Below are 24,788 nucleotides of genomic sequence, written 5' to 3' on the forward strand. Positions count from 1 at the left end.
TTGTTACGTTTTATTTTTCTATTGACTAGCTAATTTATACTTTGGATTCAAATTCAAATGCCCTAGGTTTGGGGTTTTACGATGTTCAGTCGGTTTTAATCAGTATAACTATTTGATTTACACTATTTTAAAAGTGATTTTAACGTGATGACTAAGGAGCAAAAAGATAATTTATTTCAATTGGTCAAATCATTAACCAAGTCAGAAAAACGACAATTTAAACTGTATGTTGGACGATTGGGGGTGAATGCAGATTCTAAATTTTTGAATCTTTTTAACCTTTTGGACAAGGCTACCACCTATGACGAGCCGGCGATTATCAAAACGGGAATTGTCAAAAAACAACAGTTGGCCAACGTCAAAGCGCATTTGTACAAACAGATTTTAATCAGCTTAAAACTGAATCCTTCGCATCAAAATATCCGTTCCCAAATTCGCGAACAGATTGATTTTGCCTCCATCTTATACCATAAAGGACTCTATAAACAGAGTTTAAAGATTTCAGAAAAGGCTAAGGAACTCGCCATTCAGCATGAGGAAAAGAATTTAGCTTATGAAATCGTGGAATTTGAAAAGATTATTGAATCTCAATACATCACCCGCAGCATTAGCAGCCGTGCTGATGAGTTGACCCAACAAGCTAAAACCTTAAGCAAACTGAATGTCATTACGAGTAAGCTTTCCAATTTATCCTTGCAATTGTACAGTATGATTTTAAAATCAGGCTACGTAAAAAACAAGGAAGAAGGACAAATTGTAACCGCCTATTTTAATCAGCAATTACCAAAATTTGAGATTAGCAAATTGGGTTTTAGAGAAAAATTATGGCTGTATAACTCTCATTTGTGGCATAGTTTTTTGCTTCAAGATTTTTTGAATTGCTATAAATATGCTTCCAAATGGGTGAATTTATTTTACGATAACCCGCAAATGATTAGCCTTAACCCTGTCTTTTTCTTAAAGGGCAATAATTATTTGTTGGAAGCGCTCTTCTTTATCGGCAATAAACCTAAATTTTTAAAGCGCTTGACCATTTTAGAGGATCAGGTGGAGCAGCCAGACTTCCCAAAGGATGAAAATGTGGAAGCGCTAGTCTTTTTATACCTCAACTTTCACAGGATTAATCAGCATTTTATTGACGGAAGTTTTGATGAAGGGCTCAACCTTATCCCCAGAATTGAAAGTAAATTCAAAAAATTTAATAGTCGCTTGGATGGACACCATAAAATGATTTTTTACTATAAATTTGCCAGCATGCAATTTGGCGCTGGTAATAATAAAGCCTGTATTTTTTATTTGGATAAGATCATTTCTAACAAATCGTTGTCCATGCGCGAAGATTTACAATGCTTTGCCCGCGTTTTAAATTTAGTGGCGCATTATGAAGCAGGTTTAGATTATCATATGGACAGCTTATTGAGAAGCACGTATAAATTTTTACTCAAAATTAATGATTTGTACGAAGTACAAAAAGAGTTGATTAAGTTCATCAAAAGCTTACAGGATATGTATCCCCACGATTTAAAAGAAGCGTTTATTAAGTTGCATCAAACCTTAAAAATCTATGAGGACCATCCTTATGAGCGTCGAGCTTTTTTATATCTGGATATTATTTCGTGGTTAGAAAGCAAAATCGAAAATAAGCCGGTTGGCCAAATTATTAGAGATAAGTATTTGGCAGCATCAGTTTCTTAATACTATATCAACACCAAAATTTATGTCCTTTTCAAAATGTTTTTCGTTCTTTTTTTTAGTGACTTTCTCCTACGGCCTTCATGCCCAAGGTTTGTTTAGAAAGAAAGACTCCATCGTAACCAAATCTTTATCTGAAACTTGGGAACTTGATGAAAAAGATAGAAACGGCACTTTCCGACTTAATTCCTATAAACCCTTTTACGTACTGCCCGCACAATGGACCAACCGTATTAACGAGATGCCTCAGAGTGTAGGCGCTGAACCTGCATTTGAGGAGCCGTTAAATCTCCATTCCACAGAAGTAAAATTTCAAATTAGTTTTAAGACCAAACTGATTCAATCTTTCCTTTTTGGGAAAGGCGATATTTGGATGGGCTATACTCAAACCGCGAATTGGCAAGTGTATAACAAGCAGTTGTCACGCCCATTTAGAGAGCTGAATTATGAGCCCGAGTTGATCATTAATTACCCACTCGATTTTAAGTTTTTAGGGTTTCAGGCAAAAATGGCCGGATTTGCGTTTAACCACCAATCTAATGGTCGTCCAGATCCAATTTCACGAAGCTGGAACAGAGTAGTTTTCCATTTTGCTATGGAAAAAAATAATTTTCAAGTGTATTTAAAACCATGGATTAGAGTAGACTCTAGCCCTGAAGATGATGACAATCCTGAAATTGATGATTATATAGGGCGTGCGGAAGCTACCGTAATCTATCGCAAAAATGGTCATAGCTTAAACTTACGCATGCGCAATTCGCTGTCATTTAATGAGAACCACGGCAGCGTACAGTTTAATTATATGTATCCTATCAGAAATAATCTTAGAGGTCTTATTCAAGTGTTTAGTGGCTATGGCGAAAATTTGATTGACTACAACCATTACCAAACGACTGTAGGACTAGGAATTTCTTTTGTGGAATGGTAAAAGCACAAATTATTAATACGAAAGATAAGCTTTTCGTCTTTCTTTAAAACGCCCCACCTTCGTTTTCCAAGAGTTTACGATGGTTTCTGGCGATGCTCCAGCTTCCAATTGCAAGCGCACATTTGGCGTGTAGAGCAACCCATCTAGACGCTTGAAGTATTAAATGCATCCCATTTTTGTTTATAATACTTCTTTGCCTTATGCTGTTTATTAGTGTTTTGGTATGTGATCCAATTTAGGTAACTCGTCATACACGAAAGGATGTGAAATTTCTTCTCGATTTCCGATGTAATTTTTCCCTCTTAAACTGTCTACGGTATAGGCTTCCAAAGCATCGTTTGGAAAAGCCTTGATCAATTGTTCTATCGTTTTTTGATCATTCGAATTATCATACGGTCGCAACCATTGTTCCGCTAAATGGTCTGGTAAAATGACCGGCATGCGGGCCTCTTTTAATTTCGGATTATTGTGAATCTTGGCCATTAGCGGATTGGCGGTCGTGGTAACGATGGAAAATGAAAGGAGTGTGCCACCATCGGTAGGATTTTTCCATTCGCTATATAATCCCGCTAAAATGAGAGGTTCTTTATCTGTCTTAAAAATGAAATATGGATAGGTTTTTTTGTTAAAATGATGGTGCTCATAAAATCCATCCACATAAATGAAACAACGACTACGCTTTGCAGAATCTCTAAAAGAAGGTTTTTTAAATATGGTTTCCCCTCTGGCGTTTAGGGTGGTGTTCCAGATTTTTTTGAGCTGCTCGGCGTCACTAACCCACTGCGGCACCAATCCCCAGGTGGCCACTTCAGGAAAATCTGGGGAGCGGTCCGTATAGATTAAAAGTTCAGGGTGCGTAAATCCGGAAGCATGAAATAAAGGCAAATCTGTTAAGGGCACTAAACGCTCTAAAATTTCATCAACAGCAGCCTGGTCGCCCTTTGTTGCGGCCCTTTTTAATTGCGATTCTAAGCTTACTTTAATATCGTAGCACATATAACAAGTTCATTCTCTTCCTTAAAAGTAAATCTTTTAGATGGTATTTACAATCTGTGGTATCAAATACATTAATTGAAGGCCTTCCTCCTGTTGGTGTTGACATTTACAGAATGTCTGCTGATAATTGATTATTTTGTAAGCTTTTAGAGAACATTTATACTTAATAATCGGTTTGGTAATACCGCAACTGTTTTAAAAACGCGTTCCATTCCATACAAATACCTACAAATGATCAGAAAAACGATTTCCTTCATCCTCACATTCATATTTTTAATAGTCAGTACAACGCTCAAGGCACAGCAAGAATCGGCTAAAAAACCCCAATTTTTACAATATGAAAACAATACTTGGGTAGATTCTATCATGAAAACCCTTTCGGTAGAGGAAAAGATTGCTCAGCTAATTATGGTGCGGGCGTATTCCAATAAGGGTGATGATCATAAACAAGCGCTATTAAAGTTGATAGAAGAACAGAAAATTGGTGGACTCATCTTCTTTCAGGGTGATCCTAAATCGCAAGTACAACTAATGAATGACTACCAAAACGCTTCAAAAGTGCCTTTATTAGGTGCTATGGATGCGGAATGGGGTTTGGGAATGCGCTTGGACCATACCATCAGTTACCCGTTTCAGATGGCTTTGGGCGCTATACAAGACGATGCCCTACTGTATGACATGGGTGTTGAGGTTGCCCGCCAATTAAAGCGCACCGGGATTCATATAAATTTTGCGCCTGTGGTCGATGTGAATAATAACGCTAATAACCCGGTAATCAATTACCGATCGTTTGGAGAAAACAAAAACAATGTGGCCAATAAAGCCTCGGCCTATATGCGAGGGATGCAAGATCAGCTGGTCCTGACCACGGCAAAACACTTTCCGGGACATGGCGATACAGATGTCGATTCGCATTACGCTTTACCACAAATCAATCATTCTTTACAACGTTTGGATACCTTGGAATTATTCCCCTTCCAAAAACTCATAGCGGCAGGACTTGGCGGGGTTATGGTGGCGCATTTAAACATCCCAGCCTTAGATTCTACTGGAGTGCCGTCCACCTTATCCAAACCCATCGTAACTGATTTACTTAAAGACCAGATGGGTTTTGAAGGGCTGATTATTACTGATGCCATGACCATGAAGGCCGTTACGCAAGGCCACTCGCCAGGTGTTGTGGACAGAGATGCAATTTTAGCGGGCAATGATGTGGTGGAATTGGTGGAAAGTGTCCCGAGTACCATCCTAGAACTTAAAAAAGCCCTTAAAAATGGATTGATTTCCCAAGAGGAGATAGATCGCAGAGTTAGAAAAGTACTGGCCGTGAAACAATGGGTGGGACTGGATGCTTACACCGCCGTTAATCCTGAGCATATTGTAGCCGATGTAAATTCTGCCGAAGCTCAATTATTACATCAAAAATTGGTGGCTGCGTCCCTTACGGTGCTTAAGAATGATAACCATCTGCTGCCGTTTCAGCAATTGGATGAAGTAAAATTTGCCTCCATATCCATTAGCGCTTCAAGCGAAACCCCATTTCAGAAAAGTCTAAAACTTTATACCAAAGTGGACGCTTATCAAGTGCCAATGGAAGCTACATCAGAGGATATTTTAAAATTGAAAGACCAACTAAAGGCCTATGATCAGCTGATTATTGGCATTCATGATGATAGCCAACGCCCCAGCAATAGCCTTAAATTCTCGACTGCGGTACAAGTGTTTATAAGTGAATTGTCCCAGAATAATCAAAGTATTGTGGCATTTTTCAAGAATCCGTATGTGCTGGATAAATTAGAAAACGTTGAAAAGGCAGCAGGATTAATCGTCGCTTACCAAGATTCCAAACAATCACAAGAACTCACGGCTCAACTTCTTTTTGGAGGAATAGGCGCATCCGGAAAATTACCGGTAAGCATTGGAGAAAAATTTAAATATGGCGATGGTCTAGATCTTGAAGGCGGTATCCGTTTTAGCTATACGCTACCTGAAGCTGTAGGCATGGATTCTGACATTTTAAGGCGCGGCATTGATTCGTTGATGCAGCAGGCTATGGATTTAAAAGCCATCCCAGGCGGACAGATTTTGGTGGCTAAAAATCAGAAAGTGGTATTTCATAAAGCGTATGGCTTACATACCTATAGTGATACCATAAAAGTGAAAACGGAAGATCTTTATGATTTAGCGTCTGTAACCAAAATTTCTTCCGCCATGGCGGCAGTGATGAAATTATACGATGAACAAAAATTTGATTTGGACGGTACCTTGGCCGACCATCTGCCAAGTTTTAAAAACAGTAATAAGGCGGCTATTTCATTTCGTGATATTTTAACCCATCAAGCGCGTTTTCAACCTTGGATTCCTTTCTATAAAAACATGTACCGAAACAATGGAAGCTACAAATGGTGGACCATAAAAAAAGATTCTTCCGTACAATATCCAGTGAAAATTGCCAAAAACATGTTTTTGCATCGGAATTATGAGGATAAAATCGTTAAAGCCATTCGGACATCACCACTCTTAGATAAAAAGGCTTATGTGTATTCCGACTTCTTTTTCATCTTAGCGCCACGCGTGGTGGAAAGCATGGTGCCCGACGATTTTTCTAGCTATTTACAACGCAGCTTCTACCAACCTTTGGGAGCGACGAGCATCACCTATAACCCCATGACCAAATATGCCTTAAAAGACATCGTACCTACGGAGAACGACTTCTACTTCCGCCATATCCCAATTCATGGGACGGTTCACGATGAAGGTGCTATCATGTTGGGAGGCGTCTCAGGACACGCCGGCTTGTTTGCCAATGCCAACGATTTGGCCAAGTTGATGCAAATGTACCTCAACATGGGCACTTATGGTGGCAAACGGTATATTGAAGAAGCAACCTTTCAGAATTTTTCCAAAACACAATTTCCCGAGTCTGACAATAAACGCGCGTTAGGATTTGACAAACGCCGCCCTAATAAAGCAGGCATAGTCAATAATACCGCTGCTGATGCCAGCGAAAGCAGTTTTGGACATACGGGGTTTACAGGCACGATGGTTTGGATGGATCCGGAAGCGGATTTGCTGTATATTTTTCTATCCAACAGGGTGTCGCCTACCCGTGATAATGTGCGGTTGTATAATTTGAACACGCGGACGGAGATTCAGCAGGTGCTTTATGAAGCCATAAAGGGTGGTGAAAAAAAAGAGTAGGCATTGTTTTATAAATATAGTTGTACAGCGTATTTGGTCTTAGAAAAAATTCCAGGTTTGAGTCGTCCATAATTCTAATTATACAAACGTCAAAAAAGGTTACGTAAACTTTGAAATATCTTCTAAAACAAACTCTGCCTTTTATAAGAAAAGAGCTTAAAACTTCGCATTCTTTACATGCTTTCAAATCACCTGTATTGTTAAAATTCACTGAAGTATCCTACACTTTCAGAGATAGCTCGATTGCCATATCTGCAAAATTTAACATTTTATTTGTACCTTAAGGATCTAAACTTAAAAACACACTATTTTATGGAAACACATCTACAACGCTTCGCAGACACCGTAACAGATTATCTGCCTAATCTTTTGGGAGCTATATTGGTTCTACTTATTGGTTGGATAATAGCCAAAATTGTTCAGAAAATGATATCCAAGTTACTTGATCGCACCAAGTTGGGCGCTAGAGTAATAAATGAAGAAAATTCTAAAAGCATAAGTCACTTTTTTGGTAAAATAGTTTATTATCTCATAATGGTTATTGTTTTACTGATGGCGCTAGAAATCTTAGAAATTAGCGCAGTTCTTGATCCTCTTAAAAATATGCTCAATGAATTCTTGTCTTTCATTCCGAATTTAATTGGTGCGATACTTATTGGATTTATTGGCTATTTGTTGGCAAAATTTGTCTCAAGTTTGATCTCTATGGGTGGTAATTTTATTGATAAATTGGTCGATAAAACCGGATTTAAGGATACTGATATGCTTGTAAATATTCTTCAGAAAGTAGTATTTATACTAATATTTATTCCATTTCTCATCCAAGCTTTTAATGCGTTGCAGATGAATGCCATATCTGGACCAGCAAATGAAATTCTCTATAAATTCACAGATTTGATTGGCGAAATAGTTATCGCTGCACTTATCCTCATCATATTTATTTGGGGCGGAAAGTATTTAGCGTCGTTTTTAAGTGATCTTTTCCAAAATTTAGGACTTGACAAAGCCGCTGAAAAAATTAAAATCCAGAATATGATTGGCTCAAATCAGTCCTTATCAAAACTGATTGCAAACCTCATCTATTTCTTTATTGTATTTTTTGGAATTATTACAGCGGTTGCCATTTTAGGATTAGATTATTTAACCTATATTCTTAATGAGATTCTTGAAGTGACTGGTCAAATTCTCTTTGGACTGGTGATCATTGCTATTGGTAATTATATTTCGATGCTCATTTACAACACCATGAAACAATCCAACTCTAATCATTTTATTGCTAGAGTGTTACGCGTAGCGTCGATGGCGTTATTTATAGCTATTGCCTTGCGAACCATGGGAATTGCCAATGAAATTGTTGAATTGGCATTTGGTCTTATCTTAGGCGCCATTGCTGTAGCAGTTGCTTTAAGTTATGGTCTTGGAGGACGCGCAGCAGCTGGAGAACATTTTAAAGATATTATTGATAAAATGCGTGAAGAAAATAACACACCAATACAAAGAGATCAGTATCAAGAGCCAAAAGATGGTGATACGCCAAGACTGTAAGTGCAGAAACAGCGTTAAAGAGCATTATTAATAGATGCTTCCACCAAGATGGTTATAAAAATTCAATTATAACCTAGAATAGTTTTACTACACAAGCCTTTCAAGAAATTGAAAGGCTTGTTTTTATTAGTGGCTTCAACTAGTCTGGCAGAAATCAATTTAAACCATATAGTTTTACAGTAGAGAATAACGTATTAAATGCTTACTCACTTTATTAACTGTGCTGACTTTTTATAACCAGTGATCCATAATGCATATTGAGATGTTCAATTTCATTGATTACTTGCATTTTCAAATGTGCAGGCATTTATTAGTGTGATTCCTTTATCAACTCATATCTTGATAAACCTTGGAAACTACAAAAGCAATTATTATTATTGTTGAATTTGGAATAGTATCAAAAACATAGTAAATAACGGGGAATTTAAAATGTTGATTTATATGTAACGTGCTGATAGAAGATATATTAAATGAAAAAAGCACTCTATTTGAGTGCTTTTTGTGGTCCCACCTGGGCTCGAACCAGGGACCACCTGATTATGAGACAATTAATTTCAGTTTTCATTTGCCAACATATAGCTTCTTATTGATTGATTGTCAATAGTTTATGACTTTTCGCTTTGTTTCTATTTGCATATGATTTACCTTTAAAAGGCAATTTGTTGTACAGATGTTGTACTGATTATATGCTAAACAAAATATTGATGTAGTTGAGATATTGAAGATATATTTCATAAGTGTTGTACTGATTTATTCTAAACCTATGGCAACCGTAAAAACCGTATTAAGAAAAACAAAGCTAGCTGATGGCAGTTACCCCATCTCTTTGAGGGTATCTAAAGATAGAAATTCAAAATTTTTTCAAACGATATTTAGAGCTTTTCCGAATGAATGGAACGAAACAACGGGTAGTTTCACCGCTAAGAATTCAAACAGCATTCAAAATAACAGGTTACTCCTTAAATTTAAAGATAGAGCTTTGAAAATCCTCTCGGATTTAGAAATGGAGAAAAGTGATTTCACGCTAAAGGATTTTGAAAATCATTTTAGAATTGTATCCAATCCCGTGCAACAAAATCTTTTCTACTTCTGGGATGAGATTATTGGCGAAATGATTTATGCAGGAAGAACAGGAAATGCTAAAGTGAATAAAGACACTTTTGAATCTTTAAAAAAATTTAATAAAAGCACCAAACTGAATTTCAAAGAAATTACCCCTTCTTTTTTGTATAAGTATGAAGCTTTTTTAAGGTCACGAGGCGGAAGTGATGGCGGCATAGGTGTCCGGATGAGGACTATTAGAGCGCTATATAACTTCGCCATTGAAAGAAACATTGCGAAAGAACAGGATTATCCCTTTAAGATATATAAGGTCTCTAAACTTAAAGGCAAAAACCTAAAAAAGGCTTTATCAATAGAAGAAGTCCTTAAAATTAGAGATCTCGACTTAAAGAAATATCCATCGTTTGTCAATACCCGAAACTATTTCATCTTTAGTTTTTATACTAGAGGTATGAATTTTGCGGACATGATGAAACTGGAGTGGAAAGACACTGACTGCGACAAAATTTATTATACAAGGTCCAAAACAAAAGGACATTTTAAAATTAAGATTGTTCTCCCGGTGCAAGAGATTCTAAGTTATTATAGAAAGCATTCCATAGGCACTAATTACATATTCCCTATTCTTTTGAAAAACAACTTGACTCCAGCGCAACTAGAAAATAGAAAACATAAAACGCTCCAACGTTACAACAAGGAATTAAAAGAGATTGCTGAAATCTGTGAAATCAACAAACCCCTCAGCAGTTATGTCGCTAGACACAGTTTTGCAAACTGCTTAAAACAAAAAGGAGTCGCAACCGATATAATTAGCGAATCTATGGGGCATCAAAACTTAGCTGTTACTCAAGCTTATCTCAAAGAATTTGACAATTCCGTTTTAGATGATGCGATTGAAATATTGGTTTGAGAGTAAATCTTATTAAACTTTAGTCTTCCGCCAAAGGGACACTATATTTATCCTTTTGCGATTTATTATTTTCTAGAAATAAGTATTCATAAACAAATGGATATTAGGGCGATGCCATAATCTCTGAATATTTCAAATTTGAACTTATTTATTTTCAGAGTTTATCATTGGGTAAATAACTTTTAATGAGCTGCGCTTCTAATTCTAAAATTTCGTCTGTTCTGGGTTGGTACGCTTCGCTAGTTTGGTGTACTTCACTGGTTCTCCAAGCACGTTTTACTTTTGCTATTTTAAAAGCGTCTATTAGATCATCATGCGATTGGTATTACAATTTTTTATGCATCATCCTTTTAATAAAAACAGGAATGATCATTTCCCGATTTTCCTAAGAAAATTCTTGGATTAAAAGATATAGGTAAAATGAAATTCAAATAAAAAGACGGTCCCAAATCAAGGACAACATAAGTGACACTAAATTCTAAAACTAAGTGTAACCATTTTAAAAATATCCTAGGTGGAAGTACATGTGCTCGAAGACTTTAAAATGGCAAAATTGCTTAACCATTTTACTAAATAGGTCAGTAAAATTATTTTCTATTTTGTTAATCAAATTTTACTTAATCTATATCATAGAATTTGTTTAAAAAGCAAAAACAACACAAAATGGGTTTTATCGTCAATTCGTTCTCTAATAATCGTGTATGCTTTCGTAATATGACTTTCGACTGTTTTTAAGGAGATATTCAAATATTCTGAAATTTCTATATTTGAAAGACCATCTGTTTTACTCAACAAAAAAACCTCTTTGCATTTACGTGGTAGGTTATCTATCTCTTCAGTAACGATTATCATTAGTTTTTTAATTGCTTCTTCATCCGTTTCTTCTACTACTTCATTTAAAGCTTGAGCATATTTTTCTTTTAGATTCTTCGTAGACTTATTCTTCCAATACAGTTTTGTGAAATTATTATAAGTTGAGGTGTATAAAAAATTCTGAATTGAAGAATCAGAATTAAGTTTTTCTCGATAAATCCACACGTTCAGAAAGACGTTTTGTACTATATCTTGCGCTAGAGCTATATCCTTAACAAGGCTTAATGCATATACAAATAATCTTTTATCGAATTTGTCCACTAAATATGAATAGGCCTCTTCATCTCCAGCCTTCAGAGACTCAATGAAATAGGTTGAATTTTCAAATTTTTGATTCATAAATAAGTGACAATCAATTTCCCAAATGTAAGCAGAGTTGATTTAAATTACTATGACATACTATAAAATTAAAAATATTTCGCAAAAAACTAAGGGTAATGAAAACGGGATGGTTTATAATATAAAAGACACATTGATAAATGATTTCAAAACACGTAGAAGATCTTATAGTCAAATACATTAACAACTCCGCAAATTCAGATGAATTAAGCGAATTAAACTATTGGATTGAAGATCCGAATAATTATGAAGTATTTAAAGAGATCGTACGAACTCACTACACGATTAATTATTCCTTAGAAAATCGAAATACAAATGATACCAAGAGAAGATTATTAGCACAAATTAAGAAAGACAAAACGATTTTTAAACTAAAGAGAATTCGATTATATTCCAAATATGCGGCAGCGGCATTAATAATACTATGCACTGGCTATTTCTATCAACAAGGATTTTTTTCCGATTTACCTTTGAAAACTATAGGGCGTAAAGACGCTCCTATTAACATTAATAGTGAAATTAAATCCGGTTCTGACAAAGCTATTTTAACATTAGAAGATGGAACACAGATGGCATTAAGAAAGGGGCATTCAATGCAAACAAAAAATGCTATTAGTAATGGAGAAAAAATCAGTTATAACAGGAAATCCAACAATACAACTGCAGAATTATATAACTATCTCACTATTCCACGAGGCGGACAATTTCATTTAAAGTTATCTGATGAAACTGAGGTATGGCTTAATTCTGAAACTCAAATAAAATATCCTGTTTGTTTTAAAGATGGAGAAACGAGAAAAGTTGAATTAATTTATGGGGAAGCTTATTTTGCTGTTTCGCCAAGTTCTAAACATAATGGTTCCAAGTTTAGAGTCATAAATAAGGCACAGGAAGTTGAAGTTCTAGGCACCGAATTCAATATTAAAGCCTATAGAGATGAAGAATTTGTGTACACGACTTTAGTAGAAGGTAAAGTAATTGTAAATATAGACACAAAAAAACAGGCTTTAGTACCAGAACAACAACTAAAGCTTAACCTTGACCTTAATATTACCACAATTAAAAAAGTAGATATTCGCAATGAAATATCCTGGAAAGATGGGGTGTTTAGTTTTGACGGCAAATCTTTAAAAGATATCATGAAAGTATTATCGAGATGGTATGATATAGATGTTGTAATTGAGAATAAGGATATCGAAAATGAAGAATTTGTTGGCGTTTTAAATAAGGATCAAAATATAAATGAAATTCTATCAAACATTAAAAGCTTTGGTATTATTAAAGACTATAAAATTATTGATAAAACAATCATTTTAAAATAAAAAGGAACGAGGTTTTGACATTTTGCGGTATCGAACCTCGCCCTTTAACTATGTATTAATTAATGTTTAACTAACACAATTCAAATTTATGGAAATTAAATCAACCAATGTCCATTCACTATGGGGAATCCGGTTATTAACTAAAATTATGAAAACTTTTATTTTTCTGTTATGTACAACAGCATTTAGTTTTAACACAGAAAACTCATTTGCTCAACACACAATAACAATTTCACAAGATCAATTAGTTACGGTAGATGATGTATTTAAAATCATTAAAAAACAAACGAATTATCTTTTTATTTACCCGAAAAATCTCTTTAAGAACACCCCTAAAATAGAATTAAAAAAAGGTGAAATTAAAATTGAGAAGATTTTACAACAAAGTTTAGAAATCAATAATTTGAGTTTCGAGTTAACTGATGAAAAAACAATTTTAATTAGTGAAAAGAGCACTGCCTCATCCATTAGTAAGCTCAAAATAGAAATCCAGCAAGAAATTAAAGGCACGGTAACAGACGCTCAAGGCCTCGTTTTGCCAGGTGTAAGTGTTATGATAAAAGGAACTAATAAAGGAACTGTAACAAACTTTGATGGGGAATACTTTATAAATGCAAGTACAGGTCAAGAATTACTATTTTCATATGTAGGAATGACGAGTGTTTCGATAGCAATAGTAGAAGGAAAAACAACTGTTAATGTTACCCTACAGGAAGAAGCGTTAGGCTTAAATGAAGTGGTAGTCATTGGATATGGAAATACAAGAAAGAAAGATTTATCGACAGCAGTAGGTACTGTTAATTTCACAAAAGAAATGAAAAGCAGGGCACTTGGGTTTGAAGGTATGCTTCAAGGTCAAATTGCCGGCGTAACCGTTGCTAATACAGGTGGAGATCCTCTTTCTAAACCTTCAATAACCATTCGTGGACAAGGCTCTAGAATGGGAGACCAAGTCTTATACATTGTTGATGGAGTACCGGGTGCACCATTCAATACTGAAGACATTGAAAGTATAAGTGTGTTAAAGGATGCGGCTTCTGCCGCTATTTATGGAGCTCATGTAGGTTCAGGTGGTGTCATTGTTGTAACCACCAAAAAAGCAAAAGCAGGTGACACTAAAATTACTGCTAATATATCGTCGGGTTTTGCCCAAGCAGTAAACTTACCTAAAATGACCAATGCTGCTGAATATGCAGATATAATGCAAGCAGCAAATTTAGCTGCTGGAAATTCTTTACCAGGTTATATAGATCCAAGTAAGTATGTTTATGCACGAACTACACGCACTGATTGGATGGATGAAATTTTCAGAACGGGTACGTATAAACATACGGCTTTATCAATTTCAGGAGGAAGTGAAAAAATGAGATCTCTTGCTTCAGTTTCTTATGATAAACGAGAAGGTGTACTCCTTAACACGTTTAACAAAAATATTGGCGGAAAAATCAATCTTGATTATGATATTAATAAATATATAACGTTTAGTGAGAGAGTTGGATATAATTATTCAAATGGTCAAGGTGGCTTAAATACCCAAAGCCATACTGGAGTAATAGCTCAAGCGATGCAAATGCCAGCCTCAGCATCTATTTATGAATATACCGAAGATGGAATGCCTGTTTATGGCATGAATGGCCAACAAGCTTATGGTGGGACTACGCCTCAATGGGCTTCACAATATGCAGGTTCTTTTGGAGAAGTTCAAAATCCAGTCGCTACACTCCAAAGGCTAACTCAAAACCGTCCGTCTCATCAACTAATGTCAACATCAACTATAACAATCAAACCAATTAGCAGCTTGACATTTACTTCAAATTTTACGGTTGGATATAACTCTGATCGCTATGAAGATTTCTCTAAAAGAGTTACTGAAATAGGAAATCCAAAAGATGAAAATAGCAGAAACATTTTCAACTCACTTTCCAATAATTGGTTATGGGAATCCGTAGCAACTTACTCAGCTCAACTCAACAATGAACATCGCTTTAATTTAATGGCTGGCTATACTATGGGTTATGATAATCATAGAGCCAATAGCACGACCGTTTATGATTTCTCTCGAGAAGATTCATGGGCACAGATTTTTGTAAATGGTAATAATTGGTCTAAAGATAAGCCTACAGAGGTTTTTTGGGAACAATCAAAGGTTTCTAGTTTTGGTAGAGCTTCCTATTCTTATGATGACCGTTATTTTTTTACAGGAAGTTTAAGGTATGATGCTACATCTAGATTGTCCAAAGATAATCGTTCTCAAGTTTTCCCTGCTGTATCTGCGGGATGGAAACTATCATCAGAACCATTTTTTGAAAAGCTGGGCGAAAGTATTAACCTATTAAAATTTAGAGGAAGTTGGGGTCGTATTGGGAATATTTCATCCGTTGGTTATTATGCTAATAACATTAAGTTTTCAGAGTCTCCGTGGTTTACTTACTTTGGTGATCAAGCGCAAACACCTGTGAAAGGGATTAGCCTAGATACGTTCCTAAACCCAAATCTTCGTTGGGAAACTACCGAACAAATTGACTTAGGCTTCGACTTAAATTTATTTGATGATCGATTTACTTTTGTAATGGATTGGTTTCGCAAAGACACCAAAGACCTTATTGAAGATTTAGTAGTATCCCCTACTGCTGGTATTGAAGTAGCACCAAAAGGAAATGTTGGCAAAGTGAGAAATTCCGGATTTGAATTTGCCGCAACCTACTCGGATAAAATCGGAAATGTCCGTTTCAATGTTGGAGCCAATTTCGCAACTTTAAAAAATCAATTACTTGATTTAGGAGACATTGAGTATTTAGCTCATAGAGATGACATCAGAGGATTTAGACCATTACGTTCTGCTGTAAAAGAATCTTGGTATTCTTATTTTCTTATTCCTACAGATGGTATTTTCAGATCTCAAGCAGAAGTTGACACTCACAATGCAGAAAACGGACGTGAAGTTAGTGGCACATGGACTGGTGCTCAGATGAACGCTAAGCCTGGAGATATCCGATTCAGAGATGTTGATGGCAACGGAATCATTAATGAAGATGATCGCGTTTATATGGATAGCTACGCGCCTAAATTAACTTACGCCCTAAATCTTGGAGCAGAATGGGAAGGATTTGATTTTTCTATGCAGTGGCAGGGTGTTGGTGGTAATAAAATATTTAATGGTGCTAAGGTTATGTCGTACGCCACTGAAACAGGCTGGAATTTATCGAAAGAACTACTTAACAGCTATACCTTTAATGAAAACTCAAATACACCAAGAGTTATTGTAAACGATCCCAATGGAAACTATACTACTCTGTCGGACTACTTTTTAGAAAATGGCAGTTACTTACGCTTAAAAAACTTAACTATAGGTTATACCGTTCCCCCTAGTGTTCTCAGTAAATGGTCCAAAAACACTTCAATTAGAATATATACAAGTGGTGAAAACTTATTTACATACACTAAATATAGTGGTATGGATCCTGAAGTTGGCCGCTTGGGACTTGATGGTGGAAGATATCCTATATCAAGAATAATCAACTTTGGATTAAATCTAAACTTTTAACGTTTCAAACATAAATTTTTAAAACGACTAAAAAATGAATAAACATATCTATAAATTAATATTAATCACTTTTGTAGGAATGCTTTTTACAAATTGTGAAGATTTTTTAACTTTTGAAGAAAAAGGAGAACCCTCTACATCTGTTATGTGGAGAACTGAAGCAGATGCTTTTGACGCAGCCGATGGACTTTATTTTTGGACTGCAACTGAGTCCATCACCGGGCGTGGAATGATGTGGTACGTCAACGTCAGTGATGACATGGTAACAGGCCGAAATCAATCACAAGCTGCTCTGATTAAAAACTTCCAATATGGCGAACGAGATAATATGGATAATTGGCCTACAATGTATCAAATTATTAAAAAAGCCAACGACATTATTGCCAATGTCCCTAGCATGGATATTAGTCAAGATGTTAAAAACAAAGTTTTAGGACAAGCTTACTTTTTAAGAGGTTGGGCGTATTTGTGGATAGCTCCATATTATGGAGATAATGATTTGAATGGAGGAATACCCATCGTTACTGAAGAAACGTCTTTTGATAACATGAATCAACCAAGAGCGAAAAGTGTAAGTGACAATTATAAAATGATAATTAGTGATTTTGAAAAAGCGGCTTCTATGCTTCCATTTCTACAAGATTGGGATAAATCACAATGGGGAAGACCTCATAAAACTGCGGCATTTGCGTACGTTGCAAAAGCTGCGTTATATAACGCACAATACGATGAAACCTATTATCAGAAAGTGGTTGAGTACTGTGATCTTGTCATTCCACACCACGCACTTTTAAACAACTATGCTGATGTATTTAAAATTGAAAACAATTTTAGTTCTGAATACATTTATGGATGGACGGGCAATGAAGAAGATGGATCCAAACTTCCAGGAGTTATGTTAGAAAACAAAGGTTGGGGATTATATAATGGCTGGGGGTATTTCATGCCAACAAAAGAACTTTACGATGCTTTTGAACCAAATGACCAACGCCGTTCTGTAACGATTCTAGCTCCAGGTGATGCGTTTAAATATTTAGGTACTGATAAATTATATTCTTCCATTCAAAGTTCTTCAGGCATGCAGTTTAACAAATATATGGATCCATTTCGTCCTGAGAATGCCATTGGAACTACAGTTAATCCAAATGGTAATAATATGACAACAAGATTGGTCATTCCATTGATTCGTTTTTCAGAAGTTCTACTCTGGAAAGCAGAAGCACTTATTTGGCAAGGCAAAAATGGTGATGAACCATTTAATATGGTTCGAACTCGCGCAGGCTTACAAGCCATTTCAAATGCATCAAAACAAGATTTAAAAAATGAAAGAAGAGTCGAACTAGGAGGCGAACTCACAAATCGTCACTTAGATTTAGTCCGTTGGGGCGATGCTAAAGAAGCTTATTCAAAACCTCTACATGGTTTCAAAACAACGGGTGTTTCCGAATCAGACAACAGCACTACCATAAAAGCAAAAACATCTGTAGTGGAAATATGGCCAGCTCGTAATTTTGATCCATCGGTTAATCATGTTTTCCCAATTCCTAGAAACATGATTGATGACAGTCAAGGTGTAATTAAACAAAATATCGGTTACTAATTTTTAAATATATCCTATTTCATAAAAAATAGGATGAAGTAATACTTTAGTTCGCAAAAACTTAAAACCAGTTGTTGAGATGACTTAAAAAATATCACAACTGGTTTTGTATTACGCGACATTTAAGCAATCGTACATTATCAATAGCATTATAAAAAACCTTATAAAATAGGGTTGATTGTATTATTTGATATATCGTATCGATCAATAAAAACATTTAAATTATTAACACTTTATGAAAAAATTAAAATTAACAAGTCTATTTTATTTCATAGTAATTCTTGGCGTATACGCTCAAACAAAAAAGAGTCCTATTGACTATATAGACCCAATGATTGGCACAGGATTTCATGGGCATACTTACCCTGGTGCAACGGTTCCATTTGGGGCCGTTCAATTAAGCCCAGACACACGTCGCGGTAATTGGGACGCCGCCTCCGGTTATCATTATGATGATTCCACTATTTTAGGCTTTTCACATACTCATTTGAGTGGTACTGGAGTTACAGATTTTGGAGATATATTATTTCGACCTACGACAACAGAAATCAATCTTAATAATACAGGGGATATCTATAAACCCGCTACCTTTTCTCATAAGGATGAAAAAGCTTCAGCTGGTTACTATTCTGTTTTGCTAAAAGACGAAAATATAAAAGCTGAATTAACAGCAACTACGTACGCAGGAGTACACCGTTATACCTTCCCAAAAGACAAACAAGCATCAATAATTATCGACCTAGCGCATTTGTTGGACGACGAATTTATTTATGAGGCAGAATTACAAGCAACTTCGAAAAATGAAATTGTGGGAATGCGGAGAACTAGAGGTTGGGTAGATAACCAATACATTTACTTTGTTGCAGAATTTTCGCAACCTTTTGAATCAGTAGATTTTATTAATTCAAAAAAACGTGTTCCCTCAAGCAAGAAAATCATGGGTAATGATTTACAAGCGGTACTTAATTTTAAAGGAAACAAAACAATTATTGTAAAAGTTGGATTATCAATTGTAAGTGCTGAAAATGCGCGTGAGAACTTAGAAAATGATGTTGTAAATTTTGATTTTGATGCCGTTCATAAAGGAGCACGCAAAATATGGTCTGAATCTATTTCTGCGATTAGTGTTCGCGGAGGAAGTGAAGATGAACTTACAAATTTCTACACTGCAATGTATCATGCTATGGTGGCACCTAACATTGTGAATGATGTAAATGGTGATTATCGACGTCATGATATGAGTATCGGAAAATTGGGTAAAAACGAAAAAAAATACTCGACACTTTCAATATGGGACACATTTCGTGCATGGAATCCTATGATGACTTTGATAGACACCACTTTGGTTAATGATATAATCAAATCCTTTCTGGATATTTACGATGTTACAGATGAACTTCCAATTTGGCCGCTTTCCGCAGGAGAAACTGGTACTATGATTGGTTATCATTCCGTATCTGTAATTGCAGATGCCTATTTGAATGGCATTAAGGGTTTTGACGCAGAAAAAGCCTTAGAGGCCATGATAATTTCTTCCGAAAAGAACAAAAAAGGAGCAGACTATTATATAAAGTATGGTTTTATACCTTCCAACATAAAGAAAGAGTCTGTATCATGTCTGTTAGAATTTGCCTATGATGACTGGACTATTGCCCAAATGGCAAAAGCCATGGGGAAAGAAGATGTTTTTAAAACATATATTGAACGCTCACAAAATTATGTAAATGTTTTTGATGGCGCCACTAAATTCTTCCGAGGTAAAAAAATGGATGGGAATTGGGAAAAATCTTTTAATCCGTTTGAGGTTGGAAGAGAATATACAGAAGCTACAGCCTGGCAATATCGATTTTTCGTTCCGCATGATGTTAATGGAATGGTTCAACAATTTGGAGGAAAAGATTCTTTTATTTCATCATTGGACTCATTATTTACTGTTGATTCCAAAATTGATGGGACTATGTCTGACATTACTGGTTTAATTGGACAATACGCTCATGGCAATGAACCAAGTCACCACATGGCCTTTCTTTACAATTATGTAGGGCAACCATGGAAGACCCAAGCAATGACACGCCGTATACTAGATGAGATGTATCAACCTACACCTGAAGGAATTAGTGGTAACGAAGATTGCGGTCAGATTTCTGCATGGTATATTCTGACAAGTTTAGGTTTGTATGCCGTTTCCCCTGGCAGCACAGAGTTTACATTAACCACTCCATTATTTGAGGAAGCTACACTAAAGTTGGCCAATGGAAACACGTTACAAATTCTAGGAAATGACACTAAAAACAATATTTATATTGACAAAGTCGAGTTAAACGGAAAAGAAATCAATCAAAACTTTATTACTTACAAACAACTGATGGAGGGTGGCGAACTTCGTTTTACACTAACCTCTAAACCGAACATGAAAAGGGGAACTACTCCTGAAACATCCCCCTATTCACTGACTACAAACAGCATAGTTTCAATCCCTTTTGTTGACAAAGATCTAAACTTATTTTTAGATGATATAAATGTTGCCTTCGGCACTGCTACCCAAGGTGCTCAGATCAGATATACGTTAGATGGTAGTGATCCTACTAAGAACTCCCCTATGTATGAAAAACCAATTAGTTTAAAACAGACTACCCAAATTAAAGCGATAGGTTTTAAAGAAGGATTCAGTCCAAGTAGGACCTTATCCATAAAAGCTACAAAGGCAGAGTTGAGACCCGCACTAAACATTCAGTCCCTACAAAATGGAACTTCATATAAATATTACGAAGGTGTTTACAAATATGTATCAGACATTGAAAAATCTCTCTTATTAGACACTGGCATTATGGATGAACCTAATATAGAGAATGCCAAACAGGCAGATCATTTTGGGTATATTTTTTCGGGTTTAATAAATGTTCCTGAAGATGGCGTCTATACTTTCCAAACGCGTTCAGACGATGGAAGCGTTCTGTTCTTACACGAAGAAAAAATAGTGGACAATGATGGTTCCCACTCGGCGATCCCTGCTTTTGGTACCATTGCTCTGAAAAAAGGGTTTCATCCTTACACACTGTATTATTTTGAAGATTATGAAGGACAACATTTAAGCTGGTCGTGGATAACTCCATCATCAACTGAATTAGTTCCAATACCAGCATCCGTTTTATTTATTAAATAATTCTTCAACTAGCATTAAGAAATAAATTATGTCAAACCAAAAATCATATCGCTCAGCATTCATTCTATTGACCGTTCTATTTTTTCTCTGGGGATTTATTACGGTATTGGTTGATTCGTTAATTCCACGGTTACGTGAACTCTTCGAATTAACATATTTCCAAGCAGGCTTAGTACAATTTGCGTTTTTTGGCGCTTACTTTTTATTATCCGTTCCAGCAAGTTATATTCTTTCAAAAATCGGCTATAAACGAGGTATTGTTTTAGGACTGTTGACCATGGCCGTAGGCTGTTTACTGTTTTATCCGGCAGCTTCATACCGTATTTTTGGTGTTTTTATGTTGGCCTACTTTATTTTGGCAGCAGGAATTACTGTTTTGCAAGTAGCCGCCAATCCTTTTGTTGCCGTATTAGGTTCAGAAGATGCTGCTTCGAGTCGTTTAAATTTTTCGCAAGCCTTTAATTCTCTAGGAACAGCAGTAGCCCCAGCTGTTGGTGCTTTATTTATCTTAAGCGATGTCATAAAAAGCAAAGACGAAATAGCTGGATTAGACACTGTTACCAAAGAAGCTTATTTGGCCTCAGAGGCTGCTGCTGTACAAACTCCATTTTTAGGATTGGCACTTTTTATAGGATTGATAGCGTTCATATTTTTATTCGCGAAATTACCACAAATGATTTCTGAAACATCCACAGGAACTTATACTGAAGCCTTTAAAAATAAAAAACTCATGCAAGGTGTTTTGGGAATCTTTTTTTATGTTGGTGCCGAAGTAGCTATAGGAAGTTATTTGGTCAACTACTTTTTAGACATGAATTTGGTCTCGGTAATAAAAGAAAGTGCTATCATGAAATCAATTGCAGAAACCATACTTAATTCAGGACTAACTGGGAAAGATGACAAAGCAGTTGTGGGCGTTTTTGTAACCTTCTATTGGTCGGGTGCCATGCTTGGTCGATTTGCAGGCGCATATTTAACAAGAGTTATGAAGCCAGGAAAAGTGTTGGCTATTTTCGCAGCTATATCTATTAGTTTAATCCTTTTGTCAATAAGTACTGTTGGCTTAATAAGCATGTGGAGTATTCTCGCAGTGGGCTTATTCAATTCCATTATGTTCCCAACAATATTTACACTAGCCATTGATGGTATTGGCCATTTAAAACCTAAAGCTTCAGGTTTGCTATGTACCGCTATTGTTGGTGGTGCCATCATCCCACCAGCATTTGGCTATTTAACAGATATCATAGCGTTTAAAAATGCCTTGTTGATTATTGTGGTTTGCTACACTTATATTGTTTGGTTTGGATATAAACATGGGAAGTCAAAGGTTGCACAAAATATTACTTCAATGGCAATCTAAAATTAAGAGCTGCCACCATTATTATCATGATACTTGTTGTGAGGACTAAAAAGCTTAATAATACTTAGAACCCACGAAATTATTATTTTTTGGAATATGGTTGTTTTATGCAATCAAAAATCACGAGTTATAATTTTCGGTCATATTAAAAAAAAAGTGATCTATACCTTACATTTAAATGGTGATAGTCTCTACATAATTAATAAACATAAAGAAAATGAAAAAGATAATTTTAATCCTATTATCCGTTATCGCAATCTCATGCGGTGAAGTTAAAAAACAAAATCACCCGTCAGCTAAATTAAATATAATGACATTCAATATCAGATATGATAATCCTGAGGATGGCATGAATAACTGGCAATACCGAAAAGAATACGTAGCAAATTCGATTTTATTTCATGATGTCGATATACTTGGAACACAAGAAGTACTACATAATCAAATGGTAGACTTGAAAAAATTGCTACCTGATTATGAGTCCGTCGGCGTTGGACGCGAAGATGGTAAAGAAAAAGGCGAATACAGTGCCCTTTTTTATAAGAAAAATCGATTTTCAGTTGTTGAAAGTGGTTATTTCTGGTTGAGTGCAACACCAGAAATCGCAGGATCAAAAGGATGGGATGGCGCCTGTGAAAGAATTGCATCTTGGGCGAAGTTAAAAGATCTTAAATCAGGAAAGGAAGTACTAACCATGAACACTCATTTTGATCATGTTGGAGTGGTTGCTCGCAGAGAGAGTGTGACATTAATATTAAACAAACTCTCTGAATTAGCCAATGGCATACCTGTTATACTTATGGGAGATTTCAATGCAGAGCCCGATTCGGTAGTTATAAAAACTATTCTTAATACTTCTAATGAGAATCATTTAATTGATTCACGCTCGATATCCCCTTTAGTTTATGGTCCATCTTGGAGCTTTCATGACTTTGGAAAAATTCCATTTGAGAAACGCCCTTTGATTGATTATATATTTATAAGTAAAGATATAGAAATATCAAAATATGGTGTATTAGCAGAAACAGATAATGATATCTTTCTCTCAGACCACACTCCGATATTAGTACGTGTAGAATTAAAATAAATCAGAATTAAAAAAGTAAAGCATGAAAAAGTTAATATTTAAGAGCCTACTATACGCTCTATTATTACCAATGTTTCCTGGTATACTAATGGCACAAGATCGCTATACAGAATCTCAGACCTATATATTAGAAACCCCTTATGACGTACCGAACTTAACACCCCCAGATGGAAAAAAAGTAAAGAATGTTATTCTAATGATAGGAGATGGCATGAGTTTAATGCATGTCTATTCCGCTTGGACTGCTAATAGAGGAAAACTAAATTTAGACAACTGTCAAGTTGTAGGTTTAGCTAAAACCTATTGCGCAGATAAACTGATTACTGATTCGGGCGCAAGCGCTACAGCAATGGCTACTGGCCAAAAAACTAATTATCATTATGTCGGTGTGGATACTGAAGGTAAGCCCCTTAAATCAATTATTGACCTTGCATCTGAAAACGGCAAATCAACTGGTATTGCAGTAACCTGTCGTTTATGGGATGCAACGCCGGCTTCTTTCTGCTGTCATAATATCGATAGAGAAAATGAAGCAGAAATTGTAACGGATTATATTAACTGCAATGCTGATTATGTTTTTGGTGGAGGCGCTAAACTTTTTGAGAACAGAGAAGACGGACGCGATATCTTCAAAGAATTATCGAACAAAGGTTATCAAATCTCTCGGAATTGGGATGAGGTAGCTAAAATTAAAAGTGGTAAAGTATTCGCCGTTGTTGATAGCATTGATACTCCCCTACCAAAACTTCGAGGCGATCTATTGGCAAGAGCGTCATTAAAAGGAATTGAATTGCTAAATCAGAATGCCAATGGCTTTTTTATGATGATCGAGGGCTCGCAGCTTGATGACTATGGTCATTTCAATGACTTGGATTTGTTAATGCAAGAAACCCTAGATTTTGATCGTACCATAGGTAAAATATACGAATGGGCTGCCCAAGATGGAGAAACGCTTGTTATTGTTACTTCGGATCATGAAACAGGGGGACTTACATTGATCGACGGTGATAAAGAAGAAGGTCGTATTGTATGCAAATTTTCAACTGACGGTCATAGTGGTGCGATGGTACCTGTATATGCCTTTGGTCCTGGTTCAGAAAAATTTAACGGCATCTATGAAAACACCGCAATATTTGATAAAATAAAAGAACTACTTAATTTATAAA

The 24,788-nt window shown here is 35.8% G+C and carries 15 protein-coding genes; 12 read left to right on the forward strand and 3 right to left on the reverse strand.

Translation table 11 applies throughout. The features are described from left to right. Positions 1 to 147 precede the first annotated feature (147 nt). Entirely contained in the window at positions 148 to 1,695 is a 1,548-nt protein-coding gene (locus tag ES711_RS07665; protein WP_146892276.1) for a hypothetical protein, read from the forward strand. Between the two features lie 22 nt (positions 1,696 to 1,717). Next, positions 1,718 to 2,620 (forward strand): phospholipase A, encoded by a 903-nt coding sequence (locus ES711_RS07670; RefSeq protein WP_146892279.1) that lies wholly within the window; start codon positions 1,718 to 1,720, stop codon positions 2,618 to 2,620. 12 nt (positions 2,621 to 2,632) lie between these two features. Here the strand turns inward: ES711_RS07670 and ES711_RS16610 are convergent, their stop codons facing one another. Together ES711_RS16610 and ES711_RS07680 are read right to left on the reverse strand one after the other, a co-directional pair. Further along, complete coding sequence (locus ES711_RS16610) at positions 2,633 to 2,740, reverse strand: hypothetical protein (RefSeq protein ID WP_394344888.1); 108 nt, start codon at positions 2,738 to 2,740, stop codon at positions 2,633 to 2,635. A gap of 90 nt (positions 2,741 to 2,830) precedes the next feature. After that, positions 2,831 to 3,616, reverse strand: coding sequence for an SOS response-associated peptidase (locus ES711_RS07680; protein ID WP_146892284.1), 786 nt, complete (start codon positions 3,614 to 3,616; stop codon positions 2,831 to 2,833). A 231-nt stretch (positions 3,617 to 3,847) separates the two neighbouring features. Here ES711_RS07680 and ES711_RS07685 point away from each other — a divergent pair, with 231 nt between their 5' ends. The 3 genes from ES711_RS07685 to ES711_RS07695 all read left to right on the forward strand — a co-directional run bounded on the left by ES711_RS07685 (position 3,848) and on the right by ES711_RS07695 (position 10,334). Continuing rightward, entirely contained in the window at positions 3,848 to 6,817 is a 2,970-nt protein-coding gene (locus tag ES711_RS07685; protein WP_146892287.1) for a glycoside hydrolase family 3 N-terminal domain-containing protein, read from the forward strand. Between the two features lie 312 nt (positions 6,818 to 7,129). Beyond that, complete coding sequence (locus ES711_RS07690) at positions 7,130 to 8,362, forward strand: mechanosensitive ion channel (RefSeq protein ID WP_146892290.1); 1,233 nt, start codon at positions 7,130 to 7,132, stop codon at positions 8,360 to 8,362. A gap of 763 nt (positions 8,363 to 9,125) precedes the next feature. Continuing rightward, the gene (locus ES711_RS07695; RefSeq protein WP_146892294.1) at positions 9,126 to 10,334 is read left to right on the forward strand and encodes a site-specific integrase; all 1,209 of its coding nucleotides are present in this window, start codon (positions 9,126 to 9,128) and stop codon (positions 10,332 to 10,334) included. Positions 10,335 to 10,961: 627 nt separating this feature from the next. Here ES711_RS07695 and ES711_RS07700 read toward each other — a convergent pair. Further along, positions 10,962 to 11,546, reverse strand: coding sequence for an RNA polymerase sigma factor (locus ES711_RS07700; protein WP_146892296.1), 585 nt, complete (start codon positions 11,544 to 11,546; stop codon positions 10,962 to 10,964). 140 nt (positions 11,547 to 11,686) lie between these two features. On the opposite strand from ES711_RS07700, the gene ES711_RS07705 reads away from it, so the two are divergent. The 7 genes from ES711_RS07705 to ES711_RS07735 all read left to right on the forward strand — a co-directional run bounded on the left by ES711_RS07705 (position 11,687) and on the right by ES711_RS07735 (position 24,787). Further along, positions 11,687 to 12,868 carry a FecR family protein gene (locus ES711_RS07705; protein ID WP_146892299.1) on the forward strand — a complete coding sequence of 394 codons (1,182 nt, stop codon included), beginning with the start codon at positions 11,687 to 11,689 and terminating at the stop codon, positions 12,866 to 12,868. A 148-nt stretch (positions 12,869 to 13,016) separates the two neighbouring features. Beyond that, positions 13,017 to 16,412, forward strand: coding sequence for a SusC/RagA family TonB-linked outer membrane protein (locus tag ES711_RS07710; protein WP_170245250.1), 3,396 nt, complete (start codon positions 13,017 to 13,019; stop codon positions 16,410 to 16,412). Between the two features lie 34 nt (positions 16,413 to 16,446). After that, complete coding sequence (locus tag ES711_RS07715) at positions 16,447 to 18,012, forward strand: RagB/SusD family nutrient uptake outer membrane protein (protein WP_146892305.1); 1,566 nt, start codon at positions 16,447 to 16,449, stop codon at positions 18,010 to 18,012. Positions 18,013 to 18,247: 235 nt separating this feature from the next. Next, positions 18,248 to 21,175, forward strand: a complete 2,928-nt coding sequence (locus ES711_RS07720; RefSeq protein ID WP_146892307.1) for a GH92 family glycosyl hydrolase — start codon at positions 18,248 to 18,250, stop codon at positions 21,173 to 21,175. Between the two features lie 28 nt (positions 21,176 to 21,203). Continuing rightward, complete coding sequence (locus tag ES711_RS07725) at positions 21,204 to 22,535, forward strand: sugar MFS transporter (protein WP_146892310.1); 1,332 nt, start codon at positions 21,204 to 21,206, stop codon at positions 22,533 to 22,535. Positions 22,536 to 22,752: 217 nt separating this feature from the next. Further along, positions 22,753 to 23,622 (forward strand): endonuclease/exonuclease/phosphatase family protein, encoded by an 870-nt coding sequence (locus tag ES711_RS07730; RefSeq protein ID WP_146892313.1) that lies wholly within the window; start codon positions 22,753 to 22,755, stop codon positions 23,620 to 23,622. 22 nt (positions 23,623 to 23,644) lie between these two features. After that, positions 23,645 to 24,787: an alkaline phosphatase gene (locus ES711_RS07735; RefSeq protein WP_146892315.1), complete on the forward strand. Its 1,143-nt coding sequence runs from the start codon at positions 23,645 to 23,647 to the stop codon at positions 24,785 to 24,787. The last annotated feature ends 1 nt before the right edge of the window (position 24,788 follow it).

The organism is Gelidibacter salicanalis (genome assembly GCF_007997285.1).
Lineage (GTDB): Bacteria > Bacteroidota > Bacteroidia > Flavobacteriales > Flavobacteriaceae > Gelidibacter > Gelidibacter salicanalis.